Origin of the sequence: Streptomyces coryli (assembly GCF_011044975.1) — a bacterium.
In the GTDB taxonomy this organism is placed as follows: domain Bacteria; phylum Actinomycetota; class Actinomycetes; order Streptomycetales; family Streptomycetaceae; genus Streptomyces; species Streptomyces coryli.
Map to the genome: position 1 here is coordinate 1 of NZ_JAAKZV010000015.1, position 16,981 is coordinate 16,981.

16 protein-coding genes are annotated in these 16,981 nt (G+C 67.9%); 3 read left to right on the plus strand and 13 right to left on the minus strand.

Annotated elements, in window-relative coordinates:
- Positions 1-173 precede the first annotated feature (173 nt).
- Together G5C51_RS05905 and G5C51_RS05910 are read left to right on the plus strand one after the other, a co-directional pair.
- Positions 174-806: an ATP-dependent Clp protease proteolytic subunit gene (locus G5C51_RS05905; RefSeq protein WP_165232822.1), complete on the plus strand. Its 633-nt coding sequence runs from the start codon at positions 174-176 to the stop codon at positions 804-806.
- Positions 806-1,411, plus strand: a complete 606-nt coding sequence (locus tag G5C51_RS05910; RefSeq protein ID WP_165232825.1) for a ClpP family protease — start codon at positions 806-808, stop codon at positions 1,409-1,411. The genes G5C51_RS05905 and G5C51_RS05910 overlap by 1 nt, the downstream gene beginning before the upstream one ends.
- Before the next feature lie 9 nt (positions 1,412-1,420).
- Here the strand turns inward: G5C51_RS05910 and G5C51_RS05915 are convergent, their stop codons facing one another.
- Together G5C51_RS05915 and G5C51_RS43985 are read right to left on the minus strand one after the other, a co-directional pair.
- Positions 1,421-2,083, minus strand: coding sequence for a response regulator (locus G5C51_RS05915; RefSeq protein ID WP_165232828.1), 663 nt, complete (start codon positions 2,081-2,083; stop codon positions 1,421-1,423).
- Complete coding sequence (locus tag G5C51_RS43985) at positions 2,080-3,405, minus strand: histidine kinase (RefSeq protein ID WP_206313494.1); 1,326 nt, start codon at positions 3,403-3,405, stop codon at positions 2,080-2,082. The genes G5C51_RS05915 and G5C51_RS43985 overlap by 4 nt, the downstream gene beginning before the upstream one ends.
- A gap of 127 nt (positions 3,406-3,532) precedes the next feature.
- Between G5C51_RS43985 and G5C51_RS05925 the strand changes: the two genes are divergently transcribed.
- A complete protein-coding gene (locus G5C51_RS05925; protein ID WP_206313495.1) occupies positions 3,533-4,627 on the plus strand; it encodes a pectin acetylesterase-family hydrolase in 1,095 nt (364 codons plus the stop codon).
- A 9-nt stretch (positions 4,628-4,636) separates the two neighbouring features.
- Here G5C51_RS05925 and G5C51_RS05930 read toward each other — a convergent pair whose 3' ends face one another.
- The 11 genes from G5C51_RS05930 to G5C51_RS05980 all read right to left on the minus strand — a co-directional run bounded on the left by G5C51_RS05930 (position 4,637) and on the right by G5C51_RS05980 (position 16,952).
- A complete protein-coding gene (locus tag G5C51_RS05930) occupies positions 4,637-5,038 on the minus strand; it encodes a helix-turn-helix domain-containing protein (protein ID WP_165232836.1) in 402 nt (133 codons plus the stop codon).
- 125 nt (positions 5,039-5,163) lie between these two features.
- Positions 5,164-6,210 carry an ABC transporter ATP-binding protein gene (locus G5C51_RS05935; protein ID WP_165232839.1) on the minus strand — a complete coding sequence of 349 codons (1,047 nt, stop codon included), beginning with the start codon at positions 6,208-6,210 and terminating at the stop codon, positions 5,164-5,166.
- Positions 6,203-7,201, minus strand: a complete 999-nt coding sequence (locus G5C51_RS05940) for an ABC transporter ATP-binding protein (protein WP_338118029.1) — start codon at positions 7,199-7,201, stop codon at positions 6,203-6,205. Before G5C51_RS05940 ends, G5C51_RS05935 begins: the two co-directional genes overlap by 8 nt.
- A gap of 12 nt (positions 7,202-7,213) precedes the next feature.
- A complete protein-coding gene (locus tag G5C51_RS05945) occupies positions 7,214-8,143 on the minus strand; it encodes an ABC transporter permease (protein ID WP_165232845.1) in 930 nt (309 codons plus the stop codon).
- The gene (locus G5C51_RS05950) at positions 8,136-9,068 is read right to left on the minus strand and encodes an ABC transporter permease (protein WP_165232848.1); all 933 of its coding nucleotides are present in this window, start codon (positions 9,066-9,068) and stop codon (positions 8,136-8,138) included. Before G5C51_RS05950 ends, G5C51_RS05945 begins: the two co-directional genes overlap by 8 nt.
- A 104-nt stretch (positions 9,069-9,172) precedes the next feature.
- Positions 9,173-10,795: a peptide ABC transporter substrate-binding protein gene (locus tag G5C51_RS05955; protein ID WP_165232851.1), complete on the minus strand. Its 1,623-nt coding sequence runs from the start codon at positions 10,793-10,795 to the stop codon at positions 9,173-9,175.
- A gap of 351 nt (positions 10,796-11,146) precedes the next feature.
- On the minus strand, positions 11,147-12,316 hold the full coding sequence (locus G5C51_RS05960; RefSeq protein WP_165232854.1) for an ABC transporter ATP-binding protein: 1,170 nt from the start codon (positions 12,314-12,316) through the stop codon (positions 11,147-11,149).
- The gene (locus G5C51_RS05965) at positions 12,309-13,364 is read right to left on the minus strand and encodes an ABC transporter ATP-binding protein (RefSeq protein ID WP_165232857.1); all 1,056 of its coding nucleotides are present in this window, start codon (positions 13,362-13,364) and stop codon (positions 12,309-12,311) included. Before G5C51_RS05965 ends, G5C51_RS05960 begins: the two co-directional genes overlap by 8 nt.
- Before the next feature lie 11 nt (positions 13,365-13,375).
- Positions 13,376-14,308 (minus strand): ABC transporter permease, encoded by a 933-nt coding sequence (locus G5C51_RS05970; RefSeq protein ID WP_165232860.1) that lies wholly within the window; start codon positions 14,306-14,308, stop codon positions 13,376-13,378.
- Complete coding sequence (locus tag G5C51_RS05975; protein ID WP_165232863.1) at positions 14,301-15,227, minus strand: ABC transporter permease; 927 nt, start codon at positions 15,225-15,227, stop codon at positions 14,301-14,303. Before G5C51_RS05975 ends, G5C51_RS05970 begins: the two co-directional genes overlap by 8 nt.
- A 99-nt stretch (positions 15,228-15,326) precedes the next feature.
- Positions 15,327-16,952, minus strand: coding sequence for a peptide ABC transporter substrate-binding protein (locus G5C51_RS05980; RefSeq protein WP_165232866.1), 1,626 nt, complete (start codon positions 16,950-16,952; stop codon positions 15,327-15,329).
- Positions 16,953-16,981 lie beyond the last annotated feature (29 nt).

The window sequence follows — 16,981 nt, forward strand, 5'->3', positions numbered from 1 at the left end:
GGCGGGTGGGTACAGCCACGGCGCGCAGCGCCGGAAACCCCGCGCGCAACCGGCGGCCGCAGACATCGCTCTGCCCTCGGCAGATCTGCCCCCGGCAGAGATCCCTGGCGCGCCGGGGCCCCCGCGACGGACAGTCGCAGCAGTAGGCCCGACCAGTCAGGAGGCAAGGCACCATGACTCAGCAACCCAGGGCGGCGGACGGGGACACCGCCCCCACCCCCTTCGACGATCATCTGGCGACGCAGCTGCTCGGGCAGCGCATCGTCGTTCTCGGCACCCAGGTGGACGAGGTCTCCGCCAATCGCGTGTGCGCGCAGCTGCTCCTGCTGTCCGCCGAGGACCCGCGCACGGACATCGCGTTGTACGTGAACAGCCCCGGCGGCTCCGTACACGCCGGCCTCGCCATCTACGACACGATGCGGCTGATCCCGAACGACGTCGCGACCGTGGCGATGGGCTTCGCGGCCAGCATGGGCCAGTTCCTGATCACGGTCGGCACCCCGGGCAAGCGGTTCGCGCTGCCGAACGCCCGGATCATGATGCACCAGCCCTCCGGCGGCATCGGCGGCTCCGCCGCGGACATCGAGATCCAGGCGGAGAACCTGGAGTTCGCCAAGCGCGAGATGGAGCGGCTGATCGCCGAGCACACCGGCCAGACCCAGGAGACGATCGCCCGCGACGGCGACCGGGACCGCTGGTTCACGGCGGAGCAGGCGAAGGAATACGGAATGGTCGACCGGGTGGTCGAGTCGATGGCGGACGTGCGTCCGGCCAGCACGCGCAAGCAGAGGGTGGGGCTGTACTGATGAGCTCGTACACGATTCCGAACGTCGTCGAGCGCACGCCGCAGGGCGAGCGCGCCTACGACATCTACAGCCGGCTGCTCAACGACCGCGTCATCTTCCTCGGCACGGAGATCGACGACGGGGTCGCGAACGTGGTCATCGCCCAGCTCCTCCACCTGGAGTCGGACAGCCCGGGCAGCGAGATCCAGATCTACATCAACTCGCCCGGCGGATCGCACACTTCACTGATGGCGATCTACGACACGATGACCTACGTGCAGGCCCCGATCTCCACGACCTGCGTGGGCCAGGCGGGCTCGACCGCGGCGCTGCTGCTGGCGGGCGGCGCCCCCGGGCGCCGGGCCGTACTGGAACACGCCCGCGTGCTGCTCGGCCAGCCCGCGACCGGCGGCATGCAGGGCACGGCATCGGATCTGAGCGTGCAGGCCAAGGAGGTCCTGCGGATCCGCTCGCAGATGGAGGAGGTCCTGTCCCGCCACACCGGCCACGACGTGGCGACGCTCAGGGCCGACATGGACCGGGACAAGGTCTTCACCGCGGAGGAGGCGGTCGCGTACGGACTCGCCGACTCGGTGCTGAGCCGGCGGCTGCAACCGGCGGCCTGACGGCCGCCGTCACATGCCGGCGCGGACCAGGCCGCATTCGTAGGAGAAGATCACGGCCTGCACCCGGTCCCGGAGGCCGAGCTTGGTCAGAATGCGGCTGACGTGGCCCTTCACGGTCCCTTCGGTGAGGAAGAGACGGCCGGCGATCTCGGCGTTGGACAGGCCTCGGGCGATCAGTTCGAGCACCTCGCGTTCGCGCTCGGTGAGGACCCGGAGTTCGGCCTCCGTACGCGGCAGCGGGTCGCCGGACGTGCCGATGTGGCGTTCGATCAGCCGCCGGGTCACCGGTGGCGCGACGATGGCGTCGCCGTTCGCCACCACGCGGATCGCGGACAGCAGGTCGGCGGCGAGGGTGTCCTTGAGGAGGAAGCCGCTGGCGCCGGAGCGCAGCGCGGAGTACACGTACTCGTCGAGATCCCAGGTCGTGAGGATGAGGATGCGCGGCCCTTCGGGAAGCGACGCGCGGATGCGGCGGGTCGCCTCGAGGCCGTCGACCTCGGGCATCCGGATGTCCATCAGGATGACGTCGGGGGCCGTTTCGGCGGCCAGCGAGGCGGCCGTGGCGCCGTCGTCGGTCTCCCCGACGACGGCCATGTCCTCGGCGTTCTCGAGGATCATCCGCAGGCCGGTACGGAGCAGGTCCTGGTCGTCGACCAGGAGGACACGGATCATGCGGTCGCTCCCGGATCGAGTCCCGGATCGAGGGGGATGCGGGCCCGTACGGCATAACCGCCGTCGGGGCCGGGGCCCGCGGACACCTCGCCGCCGAGCAGCGCCGCGCGTTCGCGCATGCCCCGCAGCCCGTTGCCGGTCCCGTCGGCGGCCGGCACGGCGGCGGCGCCGTTGTCGCTGATATCGAGCCGCAGCTCGTCGCTGCCGTAGGCCACCGTCACGTGGGCGCGGGCTCCGGGCCCGGCGTGCTTCATGGTGTTCGTGAGCGCCTCCTGGACGATCCGGTACGACGAGACGTCCGCGCCGGCGGGCAGCGGGCACGGCGATCCGTCGATGCGCAGCTGGACCGGGGTGCCAGCCTGCCGTACCTGGTCGATGAGGCGGGGCAGTTGCGCCAGTCCCGGCACCGGCCGCGCGGGGGCGTCGGGCTGCTCGGGCTGCTCGGGCGCGGACAGCACCTGCCGCATGTCGGCGAGCGAGGCGCGGCCGGTCGCCACGATGGTGTCCAGCGCGGCGAGGGTGTCGGTGGGCCGGTTGGCGAACGCCGCGGCGCCGCCCTGCGCCTGCATCACGATGACGGCCAGGCCGTGCGCCACCACATCGTGCAGCTCGCGGTGGATACGGGCCCGTTCGGCGGCCACGGCGAGCGCGGCCTGCTGGTCGCGCTCGCGCTCCAGGTCCTGTGCCCTCGCCCGGAGTTCGGCGAGATAGGCGCGGCGGCTGCGCAGGCCCCACCCGATCGCCCAGGCGCCGGCGAGCAGGGGGCCGAGGACGGGCATCCCGCCCCAGTCCGTCGGGCCGAACGTGGGTCCCTCGGTGGGCGGCGGTACCTCACCGGCCGCGGCTCCCGGCGGGCGTTCCTGTCCGCCGCGGCCGAAGGGGCCGCCGTGCAGCCAGCCGTCCGTCCTGCCGTCGTACGCCACGAACGCCGACCAGACCGTCGCCAAGGCCAGGGCGGCACCGAGCAGGACGAGCGACACCTTGGGCGGCCGCTGCGCGGCGATCGTATAGAGGGTGATCGGAACGGCCAGGTCGGCGGGCACCGGCCCCGCCGCCAGCGCCATCTGCCCCACGGCGGCGAGCGACGCCGCGGCGAACGCCGGAACCGGCCACCTGCGGCGCACCGCCACGGCGGCGACGCAGATCCCGATCAGGACCCACTGGACCAACGGCTCCCGCAGCCCGGCCGCAGCGGCGAACGAGTCGCTGAGCACCGGAGTCACGGACGCACCGGCACCGGCCCACGTGCCGGCCAGCAGCAAGGCGGCGAGGCCGGCGTCCTGAACGCTCGACCGGCGTAAGGCGCCCCGTAAGCCTGCCACCTGACTCTTCATAGGAGGCAACACCTTAAGGCCCGGCGTCGCCGCCCGATACCCGCCGAAAGTCAGGGTTCGGAGCATGACTCCGGGCAGGCGCGCGGCCGTTGCGACACCGCGCAGCCTGAGCAGCATGATGAAGACACCACTGCTTCTCCTCGCCGCTACGGCCCTCGTGCTGGCCGGGTGCGGCGCCCCCGGGCACCACGCCGCCGACCCGCTGAAGTGGGAACGGGTCGTACCGGCAGGTGACTGCAACTGCGCCGACGGCAGCAAGTTCAACTTCTGGGAACACCGCGCCGATCCGGCCAAGGTCGTGTTCTTCCTGAACGGCGGCGGTGTCTGCTGGGACGCGGCCAGCTGTGCCTTCACCAGCGACGGCTCTCCCGGCGAGAGCGAGCTCTACGACTGGAATCTCCAGAACACCAACCCGGACAACCGGGGCGGGATGTTCGACGTCACGAGGGCGGACAATCCGTTCGCCGGTTACTCGTTTCTCTATGTGAGTTCCTGCACCGGTGACGCCCACCTGGGCAACGCCTCCCAGGCCTACTCGCCGGAGTTGACCGTCGAGCACCGCGGCTACGCCAACGGAACGGCGGCGCTCGACCACCTCGCCAAGCACTATCCCAACGCCAAGGAGATCGTCGTCGTCGGCAAGACCGCGGGGTCGATCGCCGCCCCCATCTACGGCGGACTCGTCGCCGACCGGCTCCCCGACGCCAAGGTCACCGTGTTCGGCGGCCAGTCCGGCGCCTGGCCCGACAATCCCGACTTCAACACCGACGTCCTCGACAAGGCATGGGGCGCCTACGACACCATGCCCGGCTGGGCCGTCCAAGGACTCACCGCCCGCCAATGGGGCGTCCCCAGATTCTGGAACCGAGCCGGCCGGCACAACGCCGACCTCGTGCTGTCCCGATTCGACTTCGCCTACGACCCCCACGCCGCCGTCGAGATCAGCGGATGGGAACCCGGCGACTCACCGAGCGTCGACACCGTGCCCGGCTTCGACGAGCTGGCCGTCATCGACGCCAACGAAAAGGCCGTCGAAGCCACGGGAACAGACCTGCACAGCTACACCGCACCCGGCGAGGGCCACGGGCTCTTCGAGTTCGAGACGTTCTACAAGCTCAAAGTGCAGGGCGTCCGGCTGACCGACTGGCTCGACACCCTGCTCCATGACAAACCGCCCGCAGACGTCCACTGCGACCCCTGCGACCCGTAAGCCCGTCGGCTACGCCGCCAGCCGCACCTCGCCCGCTCCGGGTCCGGCCGCCCGCGTGGCCGAGCTGCGGCTGCCCAGGCGGGTGACCGACGCGAGCGAGGTCTCCGACCGCAGAGCCGGCTGCGCGGTGCGCAGGATCTCCTCCTGTACGCGCCCGAGAAGATCCGCCAGCCGCAGGCCGAGCGCATGCGCCGCCGCCGCGAGGACCTCCGACGAGGCCTCCTTGCGGCCGCGTTCCACCTCGGAGAGGTAGGGCATGGAGATGCGCGCCTCCTCGGCCACCTCCTTGAGCGTGCGCTCTTGCGCAAGACGCTCGCGGCGCAGGACGTCGCCGACGACGTCGCGCCACAGGGGCTCCTTCGGCTGCGGCAGGGGTACGACTCGGAGAGGCTCCGGCTGCGTGGTCGTCATCGCCTCAGCATAGGAGCGCCGCGGCCCGCAAGGCAGGGACCGGCGTTCCGCCCTGGGCGAAGCACGTAAACGGGCAAAGGCCCCGAGCTCCCCCCCTTGGGGTGCCCGGGGCCCTCGTTGATGGGTTACGCCGCGTGCACGACGTCCTTCTCCTCGGCGAAGTGGCACGCCGACTCGTGTGCCGCGCCCGAGTCCGTGTCCCGGAAGCGCTCGGGCACCGCGAGCAGCGGCACCTCCTCGGCGCACTTGTCCTGCGCCTTCCAGCAGCGGGTACGGAACCGGCAGCCCGACGGCGGATTCGCCGGCGACGGCACGTCGCCGGAGAGGATGATCCGCTCGCGGCCGTCCCTGGCCTCGGGGTCCGGCACCGGGACCGCCGACAGCAGCGCCTGGGTGTACGGGTGCGTCGGGTGGTCGTAGATCTCGGTGTCCGTGCCGATCTCCGCCATCTTGCCCAGGTACATCACGCCGACCCGGTCGGAGATGTGCCGCACGATCGACAGGTCGTGCGCGATGAAGATGTAGGAGAGGTTGAACTCGTCCTGCAGCTTCTCCATCAGGTTGATCACCTGCGCCTGCACCGACACGTCCAGCGCCGACACCGGCTCGTCGCAGATGATGATCTCCGGGTTCAGCGCCAGGCCGCGCGCGATGCCGATGCGCTGCCGCTGGCCGCCGCTGAACTGGTGCGGATACCGGTTGATGTACTCGGGGTTGAGGCCCACGACGTCCAGCAGGTCCTGGACCTTCCGGCGGCGGTCGCCCTTCGGCGCCACCTCCGGGTGGATGTCGAAGGTCTCGCCGATGATGTCGCCCACCGTCATACGGGGGTTCAGCGAGGTGTACGGGTCCTGGAACACCATCTGGATGTTCCGGCGGACCTCCTTCAGCGCGCGCCCGGACAGCTTGGTGATGTCCTGGCCCTTGTAGAAGACCTCGCCGGCCGTCGCCTGCTCCAGGTTCATCAGCAGCTTCGCCACCGTGGACTTGCCGCAGCCGGACTCGCCGACGATGCCGAGGGTCTCGCCCTGGAACAGGTCGAAGGAGATGCCGTCGACGGCCTTCACCGCGCCGACCGTCTTCTTGAAGACGACCCCCCGGGTCAGCGGGAAGTGCTTCTTCAGGTTGCGAACCTGGAGAATCGGCTCTCGCTGCGAAGTCTGCTCAGCCATTGAGCGTCTCCTTCCAGAAGTGGCACGCGCTGCCGCGGTCCTCGGATACGGCGGCCAGCGCCGGCAGCTCCGTACGGCAGATGTCCTCCGCCTTCGGGCAGCGCGGGTTGAAGGCGCAGCCGGACGGGACCCGGAGCAGGTTGGGCGGCAGGCCCTTGATCGCGTAGAGCTCCTGGCCCTTCTGGTCCAGGCGCGGGATCGAGTCGAGCAGGCCGCGGGTGTACGGGTGGGCGGGCTGCGCGTACAGCTCCTTCACCGGAGCCGTCTCCACGATCCGGCCCGCGTACATGACCGCGATCTTGTCGGCCACGTCCGCGACCACGCCGAGGTCGTGGGTGATGAGGATCAGGCCCATGTGGAACTCCTGCTGGAGCTCCGCGAGCAGGTCCATCACCTGCGCCTGGACGGTGACGTCCAGCGCCGTGGTCGGCTCGTCCGCGATGATCAGGTCCGGCTCCAGGGCCAGTGCCATCGCGATCATGATGCGCTGGCGCATGCCGCCGGAGAACTGGTGCGGGTAGTCGTTCACCCGCTGCGCCGCGGCCGGGATCTTCACCCGGTCCATCAGCTCGATGGCCTTCGCCTTGGCCTGCTTCTTGTTCAGGCCCTGGTGGACGCGGAACATCTCGCCGAGCTGGTAGCCGACGCTCAGCACCGGGTTCAGCGACGACAGCGCGTCCTGGAAGATCATGGCGATCTTCTGGCCGCGCAGCTGCCGGCGCTCCTCGCGGGACATGGTCAGCATGTCCTGGCCGCGGAAGCGGATCTCGCCCTGCGGGATCTTCGCCGGCGGCATGTCGAGGATGCCCATGATCGCCTGCGCGGTGACGGACTTGCCGGACCCTGACTCGCCGAGGACGGCGAGGGTCTCGCCCGAATTCACCGAGTAGTTGACGCCGTTGACCGCGCGGACCACGCCGTCCCGGGTGTGGAACTCGACGTGCAGGTCGCTGACTTCGAGCAGCGGGGTGGTGTTCTCTGCAGTAGTCACTTGACGCCTCACTCAGCGCAGCTTGGGGTCGAGGGCGTTGCGGACCGCTTCGCCGAGCATGATGAACGCCAGCACACAGATGCTGAGCATGACCGCGGGGGCCATCAGGGTGTGCGGGGCGTTGCGGAGGTTGTCGGCGCCCTGGGAGATGTCCAGGCCCCACGAGACGGCCGGGTCGGACAGGCCGAGACCGAGGTACGACAGCGTCGCCTCCGCCGTGATGTACGTACCCAGGGCGATGGTCGCGACGACGATCACCGGGGCGAGGGCGTTCGGCAGGATGTGCCGGAGCATGATCCGCGGCGTGGAGGCGCCGAGCGCCTTCGCGGCCTGGACGTAGTCCGCCTGCTTCACCGTGATCACCGAGCCGCGCATGACGCGGGCTATCTGGGTCCAGCCGAGGAAGGCCAGCGCCAGCGAGACCATCCACCACTTCCGGTCGGTGAAGGCCTGCATCACGACCATCGCGCCCAGCAGGAACGGGATGCCCAGGAAGATGTCGATCACCCGGGAGAGGACCGCGTCGACCCAGCCGCCGAAGTAGCCGGCCACCAGGCCGACGAGCCCGCCGAAGAAGACCACCAGCGCCGTCACGCTGATGCCCACCAGCACCGAGGCACGGGTGCCGTAGATGAGCCGGGCGTAGATGCTGCGGCCCTGCTTGTCGTAGCCGAACCAGTCGGTCTGGAAGAAGTGGCCCCAGTTGGGCTCGCCCAGGTAGTGATTGGCCAGGTCGGCCCGGCGCGGGGAGGCGCCGGTGAACAGGCCGGGCCAGGCGGTGATCACCAGCAGCAGCACGATGAGCAGCGCCGAGACGATGAAGTACGGGTTGCGGCGCAGGTCCCGCCAGGCGTGGCCCCAGAGGCTGCGGGCCTTGTCCGGGGCCGGGGTGGCGGCTTCGACGGCCGGAGCCGGGGCGTCCTTCGTAAGCGTGTCAGGCATAGCGGATCCTCGGGTCCAGGACCGCGTAGAGCAGGTCGACGATGAGGCTGGCGGCGAGGTAGATCAGCACCATGACGGTCACCAGGCCGACGACCGTGGTGCCCTCCTGCCGTTGGATGGCGTCGAAGAGGTAGTAGCCGACGCCCTTGACGTTGAACATGCCCTCGGTGACCACCGCGCCCGCCATCAGCGAGCCGATGTCGTAGCCGAGGAAGGTGACCACGGGGATCAGCGAGTTGCGCATCAGGTGCACGCCCACCACGCGGCGCCGGGGCAGGCCCTTGGCGACGGCGGTGCGCATGTAGTCGGCGCGCAGGTTCTCCGCGATCGAGGTGCGGGTGAGCCGGGCGACGTACGCGAGCGAGAGGGCCGCGAGCACGGTCGCCGGGAGGAACAGCTCGCTGACGGACATGGAGTCCTGGACGTTGGGCGTCACCCAGCCGAGCTGGTTGGCGAAGAGCCACTTGAAGAGGAAGCCCAGGACGAAGACCGGGACCGAGATCAGCAGCAGCGTCAGCAGCAGCACCACGTTGTCGCGCAGCTTGCCGGCCTTCAGGCCGGAGACGATGCCCAGCGCGAGGCCCAGCACCAGCTCGATGCCGAACGCGATAAGCGCCAGCCGCATCGACACCGGGAACGCGTCGCTGAGCACGTCCGTGACCGGCCGGCCGCTCTGGATCTGGGTGCCGAAGTCGCCGTGCAGCACCATGCCGGTGAGGTAGTCCCAGTACTGCTTGATCAGCGGCTGATCGAGACCGAGGTCGTGCCGGATGTGCGCGAGGGTCGCGGGGTCGGCACCCCGGTCCCCGAACATGGCGCGCACCGGGTCCCCGGGCAGCGTGTACGCCATGAGAAAGATCAGCAGAGTGGTCCCGACGAACACCGGGATCATCTGGAGCAGTCGTCGTACGACGTAACGCCCCATCGTGCCTCCATATGAGCGGGCGCGGCAGCGGCGGCCGACGGGCCTTCCCCGGGTCGTACGGGGTGTGGGCCCGCCGGCCGCCGTCGCGAACTACGCGGTGACTGCTACTTCTTCAGGACCTCGACCTGGTGGAACACCGGGTCGCCGTGCTGGTCGAACTCCACGTTCTGGACGTTCTCGGAGTAGCCGGAGTTCACCTTCTGGTCCCAGAGCGGGATCGCCGGCATCTCCTTGACCAGCTCCTTCTCGACCTGCTGGTACGCCTTCACGGAGGCGTCGAGGTCCTTGGCGGAGTCAGCCTTGGCCATCATGTCGTCGACCTTCTTGCTGGAGAAGTCCGACTGGTTGCCCGCGCGGCCGGTGCCGTACAGGTCCTGCATGAAGTTCATGTTCAGCGGATAGTCCTGCACCCAGCCCGAGCGGTACATCGACTTGACCTCCTTGGCGTCACGAGCCTTCGTGTCCGCCTGGAAGGTGGTCTTCGCCGCGCCGGTGCACTCCACCTTCACGGCCTGGCGGATGGAGTTGCAGACCGCGTCCACCCACTCCTTGTGACCGCCGTCGGCGTTGTACTGGATGGAGATCTTGTTCTGCGGAACGCCGCCGCCGGCCTTGATGAGCTGCTTGGCCTTCTTCGGGTTGTACTTGGTGACGTCGCCGGCGGCGTTCTTCTGGTAGCCGAACACGGTCGACGGCACGAAGCCGGTGGCGGGCACGCGGGTGCCCTGCAGCACGGTCTTGGTGATGGTGTCGCGGTCGATCGCCATCGACAGGCCCTGGAGGACCTTCGGGTCGACGTCCTTGAACTGCTTGCCGTAGAAGGCCGGGACGATCGTCTGGGTGGCGGAGTACGGCTGGTCGATGGCGCGGTCGCCGAGGTCGTCCTTGTACTTCGCCAGGTCGCGCGGGGCGAGCTGGGTCATCGAGTCCACGTTGCCGGACTGCAGGTCCTCGTAGGCAGCCTCGAGCTTGGTGTAGTTCTTGAAGATCACGCCGCCGTTCTTGGCCTGGTTCGGGCCCTGGTACTTGGCGTACTTCTTGATCTCGATCTGCTTGTTGTGCTCCCAGCTGACGAACTTGTAGGCGCCGTTGCCGACCGGCTTCTGCCCGGCGGCCTTCGGGTCCTTGTAGAACGACTTCGGCTGCGGCGAGAACGCGTAGTAGCCGAGCTTGTACGCGAAGGCCGGCATCGGGTTGTTCAGCTCGATGGTGAAGGTCGTGTCGTCGACCACCTTCAGACCGGCCAGCTTGTCGGCCTTCGGGTCACCCTTCTCCGGGTGCACGTCCGCGAAGCCCTTGATGTCGGAGAACCAGGAGGCCTGCGTCTGGTTGTTCTTCGGGTTGGCGGCCCAGTTCCAGGCGTCGACGTAGGAGTCGGAGGTCACCGGGGTGCCGTCGTGGAAGGTGTAGTCCGGCTTGAGCTTGACGGTCCAGGTCTTGTTGTCCTTGGACTCCACGGACTCGGCGTTCTCCATGGTGAGCTTGCCCTTGGAGTCATAGCCCGTGAGCTGGTCGAAGACCGTCATGGCGATGTAGGCGCCGTTGGTCTCCATGGTGCTCGTCGGCACCAGCGGGTTCTGCGGCTCGCCGCCCTGCATCTTGAAGATGCCGTTCGGGTCGACCTCACCCCCGCCGCTGCCGCTGTCGCTGCTGCCACCACAGGCCGTAGCCGCGAGACCGACGGCTATCGCGCCGGCGACCCACTTAGCGCTCTTCGCACCGCGCATGGGTTCCTCCTAGGAGTGCACTGTTCTGATCTGAAGGGGGTGAGCACCCGGGTAAGGAACCGAGCCTCAAGTGAATTCACTATCGGTCACGACAGTGCCTGTAAACCACACTTAAAAGGTCTCGATCAGATCACGCAAGATCCTTTAAGAAAGACAAATAGGGACAGACCGTACTAGACAGATCACGCAAAAACGGACTCTGTTGCGTTCACCACACATCATCGTCCGGTATACGGACGAGTAACAGATCCCGCCCTGACGTCCATCCGCGTAAGCGTCTGCGAACGAAAAAGCGGCCCGGCGCCCCGACTTCGGGGCACCGGGCCGCTCGGCCCGCGCAGCGCTCGCGCCTCAGCCCGCGAGCACGCTCTTCTCCTCGGCGAAGTGGCACGCCGACTCATGGTTCGCCGGCGAGTCCGACCCGCTGAAGACCGCCGGCACCGCGAGCAGCGGCTCCTCCTCGGCGCACTTGTCCTGCGCCTTGAAGCACCGCGTACGGAACCGGCAGCCCGACGGCGGATTCGCCGGCGACGGCACATCGCCGGTGAGGATGATCCGCTCCCGGTCCTCGCGCACATCCGGGTCCGGTACGGGCACGGCGGACAGCAGCGCCTGGGTGTACGGGTGCGTCGGGTGGTCGTAGATCTGCCGGTCGGTGCCGATCTCCGCCATCCGCCCCAGATACATCACGCCGATGCGGTCGGAGATGTGCCGGACGACGCTGAGGTCGTGCGCGATGAAGAGGTAGGACAGGGTGAACTCGTCCTGCAGCTTCTCCATCAGGTTGATCACCTGCGCCTGGATGGAGACGTCCAGCGCCGACACCGGCTCGTCGCAGATGATGATCTCCGGGTTCAGCGCCAGGCCGCGCGCGATGCCGATGCGCTGCCGCTGGCCGCCGGAGAACTGGTGCGGGTACCGGTTGATGTGCTCCGGGTTGAGCCCCACCGTCTCCAGGAACTCCTGGACCTTCCGCCGCCGGTCGCCCTTCGGCGCCACCTCGGGGTGGATCTCGAACGGCTCCCCGATGATGTCGCCGACCGTCATCCGCGGATTCAGCGAGGTGTACGGGTCCTGGAAGACCATCTGGATGTTGCGGCGTACGGCCTTCAGCGCCCGGCCGCTCAGCCGGGCGATGTCCTCGCCCTTGTAGAAGATCTCCCCGGAGGTCGGCTCCTCCAGCTTCATCAGCAGCTTCGCCACCGTGGACTTGCCGCAGCCGGACTCCCCCACGATGCCCAGGGTCTCGCCCTGGTGCAGGTCGAAGGAGACGCCGTCGACCGCGCGGACCGCGCCGACCTGCCGCTTGAAGACGATTCCCTGGGTCAGCGGGAAGTGCTTGACCAGGTTCCGTACCTGCAGGATCGGCTCGCCGCGCTCAGCGGGCCGGTCGATGACGGCGATCGCCGACTCGTCCGTCGCCGCGTCCACCTGCTCCACCTTGGTCAGGCTCGGCGTCTCCGGCACCGCGTCGGCCGGCTGGTCGTTCGGACCGCCCCCGGGCTTGTCGAGCTCAGCCATCGAGCGTCTCCTTCCAGAAGTGGCACGCGCTCCCGCGGCCGGGCATCGCCCGGTCGTCCGCGTCCTTCACCTCGTACAGCGGGGGAATGTCGGTGCGGCACACGTCCTGCGCCATCGGGCAGCGCGGCTGGAAGGCGCAGCCGGGCGGGATGTTGGTCAGGGTCGGCGGCAGCCCCTTGATCACGTACAGCTCCTGGCCCTTCTGGTCCAGGCGCGGGATCGAGTTCAGCAGGCCCTTGGTGTACGGGTGCGCGGGGCGCCGGTACAGCTCGTGCACCGGAGCCGTCTCCACGATCCGGCCCGCGTACATCACCGCGATCTTGTCGCTGACGTCCGCCACCACACCCATGTCGTGGGTGATCAGGATCAGGCCCATGTTGTACTCGCGCTGCAGCTCCGCGAGCAGCTCCATCACCTGCGCCTGCACCGTCACGTCGAGCGCGGTCGTCGGCTCGTCCGCGATGATCAGGTCCGGCTCCAGCGCCATCGCCATCGCGATCATGATGCGCTGCCGCATGCCGCCGGAGAACTGGTGCGGATAGTCGCCCACCCGCTGCTTCGCGGCAGGGATACGGACCCGGTCCATCAGCTCGATGGCCCTCGCCTTCGCCTCCTTGCGGGAGGCGCCCTGGTGCTTGCGGTACATCTCGCCCAGCTGGTACCCGACGCTGAAGACGGGGTTCAGCGCGGAGAGTGCGTCCTGGAAGATCATCGCGATCTTCCGCCCGCGGATCTTGCGCCGCTGCTCGCTGGACATCTTCAGCAGGTCCTGGCCGCGGTAGAGGATCTCACCCTTGGTGATCTTCCCCGGCGGGATGTCGAGGATGCCCATGATGGTCTGGGCGGTGACCGACTTCCCGGACCCCGACTCGCCGAGCACCGCCAGGGTCTCGCCGGCGCTCACGCTGTAGCTGACGCCGTTGACGGCCTTGGCGACGCCTTCGTTGGTACGGAACTCCACGTGCAGATCGCGGACTTCCAGCAGCGGGCCGCTGTCCGGCTCCGAACGCGGGGCCGGCAGGTCCGCCGCCTTGTCGATGAGTGTCATCGCACGCCCTCCTAACGCAGCTTCGGGTCGAGGGCGTCGCGCACCGCGTCGCCGAGCATGATGAATGCCAGCACTGTCACGCTCAGGAAAAGCGATGGATAGAGCAGCATGTGCGGGTGGTTGAGGAATCTGCTCTGGGCGTCAGCGATCATGAGCCCCCAGGAGATGTTCGGCGACTGGACGCCGATGCCCAGATAGGACAGGGCCGCCTCCGCCGAGATATAGATCCCGAGGTTGATCGTGGAGAGCACGATCACCGGGGCGATGGCGTTGGGCAGCACATGGCGAGTGGCTATCCGCCAGGTGCCCGCACCCAGCGCGCGGGCCGCGATGACGTAGTCGTTGTGCTTGTTGGACAGCACCGCACCACGCATGATCCGGAACACCGAAGGCCAGCCGAGCACCATCAGGATGAGCGCCACGGTGTACACATTGCCGGTGTCGAACATCGACAGGAAGAGCAGGCCGCCCAGCATCAGCGGGATGGCGAAGAAGATCTCGGTGATCCGGGAGAGCACCGTGTCCACCCAGCCGCCGCGCAGTCCGGCGATCAGCCCGAGGACGCCACCGACCATGGAGGTCATGGCGCTGGTCAGGATGCCGACGATGACGGAGTTGCGGGCACCGTAGATGGTGCGGGTGTAGACGTCGCAGCCCTGCACGTCGTAGCCGAAGGGGTGCCCGCTCTTCGGCGGCTCCATGGAGTTGCTCAGCTGGCAGAAGCCCTTCTCGTACGGGCTGCGCTCGGTGAACAACTGGGGCGCGACGGACAGCACGATCAGGCCGAGGATGATGACGGCCGAGATCAGGAAGATCGGATTGCGGACCAGGTCCCGGCGGGCGTCGGACCACAGGCTGGCGACGCGCTCGGACTTCGCCTGCTCGTCGGCACCGTCCGTGGTACCTGGCGCGGGCATGGTAGGTGCGGCCGTGGGGTCAGTCATAGCGGATCCTCGGGTCGAGCACGGCGTACAGGATGTCCACCAGCAGGTTGGCGGCGATATAGACGAGAATCAGCACGGTGACGAAACCGACCACCGTCGTCTGCTCCCGCAGATAGACCGACTGGAACAACTGGCTTCCGACGCCGGGGATATTGAAGATCTGCTCGGTGATGATCGCGCCGCCCATGAGGGAGCCGAGGTCGTAACCGAGATAGGTCACCACCGGGATCAGTGCGGTGCGCACCGCGTGCCGGCCGATGACGCGCTCGCGGCGCAGGCCCTTGGCCACGGCGGTACGGACGTAGTCGGCCCGCATCGACTCCATCAGGCTGGTGCGCATCAACCGGGCGAGATACGCCGTCGAGATGGAGGCCAGCACGAACGCCGGCATCAGCAGGCTGGTGAAGCTCTCCTCGTCCTTGTAGGTGACGGGGAGCAGGTCCCACTTCACACCGACCATCAGCTGCAGGACCGAGCCCAGCACGAAGATCGGGATAGAGATCAGCAGCAGCGTGCTGAGCAGCACCAGCTGGTCGAGGAACTTCCCCTTGCGCAGCGCGGCCAGCACGCCCGCGAGCACGCCGAGCACGGCCTCGATGAGGAAGGCCAGGCCGGTCAGCTTCAGGGTCACCGGGAAGCGCTCGCTCATGATCTCCGAGACTTCGCGGCCCGTATAGGTCTCGCCGAAGTCACCGGAGAACACCCCGGACATGTAGTACCAGTACTGCACATACCAGGGGTCATCCAGGTGGTACTGCTCGCGCAGCTGCGCCGCCACGGCCGGGCTCAGGCGGCGGTCTCCCGCCAGGGCCTGGAGGGGGTCGCCGGAGAGCGCGAAGACCAGCAGAAAAATGATCAGGGTGGCGCCGAGCAGTACAGGGATCGCCTGCAGCAGGCGCCGGACTAGGTAGCGGCCCATCAGGTCTCCAGTAATGCGGATTGTTCGGGCGCGGACCGCAGCGCCGGGGGGTCCCCGGCGCTGCGGCTGCCGCCCTGGAGCGGTGTTTCTGTGGACCGGTTACGAGGCGGGCTTGACCGTCTTCCAGTCCACCTCACCCGACGGGTCGAAGACCAGCGGGGCGAGCTCCTCGCTGACCGCGCCGACCCGGCTGTAGTTGTAGATCGGGATGTACGGCATGTCCTTGACGAGGACGTCATCCGCGGCCTGGTACTTCTTCATGGCCTCGTCCTCGTTCTCGGACTGGTCGGCCTCGTCCATCAGCTTCTCGAACTGCGGGTTGATGTAACCCGAGTAGTTGGAGCCGTTGGTGATGGCCTCCTCCGAGAACAGCGGCCGCAGCCAGTTCTCGATGGACGGGTAGTCCTGGATCCAGCCCATCCGGAAGGCGCCCTCGTACTTCTTGTCACCGAGGTCGTTGAGGATGCCCTGGAACTGCTCGAAGGGCTTCACGGTGACGTTGATGCCGAGGTTCTCCTCGAGCTGGTTGCCGACCGCCTCGATCCACTGCTTGTGGTCGCCGTCCGCGTTGTACGCCAGGGTCAGCTTGTCGCCCGGCAGGCCCTTCGAGGCGCCGTAGAGCTTCTTGGCCTCGGCCGGCTCGTACTTGCAGGAGTCGCAGTTGCCCTCGCGGTAGCCCGGGACACCGGAGTTGACGAAGTCGTCGGCCGGCGTACGGCTGCCGGCGTAGATCTTCTCGGCGATGGTCTTCCGGTCGATGGCCATCGAGATGGCCTTGCGGGTGTCGGCGTCGGTGGCCTTCAGCGTCTTGTTGTCGAAGCCGATGTACGCGACCGAGGCCTCGTCACCCTTGATGAAGCGCTCGCCGAGGTCACGGTCGGCGGTCTCCAGCGCGGACACCGGGATGGTGTCCATGATGTCGACGTTGCCGTCCTGCAGCTCGCGGTAGCCCGCCTCCAGATCCGCGAAGATCTTGAAGGTGACACCGGCGATCTTGTAGTCACCGGCGTCGGGGTGCTTCTTGTTGAGCACCGTCTTGATCTGCTTGTTGTGCTCGAACTTCCCGCTCATCTTGAACGGGCCGTTGCCGATCGGCGCTTCCTCGAAAGCCTTCGGGTCCTTGAAGAACGCCTCCGGCAGCGGCATGAAGGGGTTGAAGCCCAGCATGATCTTGAACTGGCTGAACCGGTCCGTCAGCGTGACCTCGAAGGTCTTTTCGTCGACGACCTTCAGGCCCTTCATGGTCTTCGCCGTCGGCTTCTTCTTCTCGCCGGGGTTCAGGTCCTTGTACCCGTCGATCTTCGCGAACAGCGGGTTGGTCTCCTGCGCGTTCTCCTGGTTGGCGCCCCAGTTCCACGCGTCGACATAGGACTTGGCCGTGACCTTCTCACCGTTGTGGAAGGTGTAGCCGTCCTTCAGCTTGATCGTCCACTTCTTGCTGTCCTCGGTCTCGATGGACTCGGCCATGGCCAGCTGCGGCTCGCTGGTCTTGGCGTCGTACGAAACAAGGCCGGTGAACAGCGCCTGTATGACCTGCGTGCCCTCGGACTCGTACGTGTTGGACGGGATCAGGCCGTGCTGAGGCTCGCCTGAATACATGGTGACCTGGGGCTTCGATGCACCCTTGTCGCCATCGCCACCGTCATCGCCACCGCCACAGGCCGTCGCCGCCAGCGCGACGGCTACAGCCGCCGCCGCCCATTTGGCACTTGTCGCACCCCGCATGGGTAAGCCTCCTCGAGAATCACTGTCCA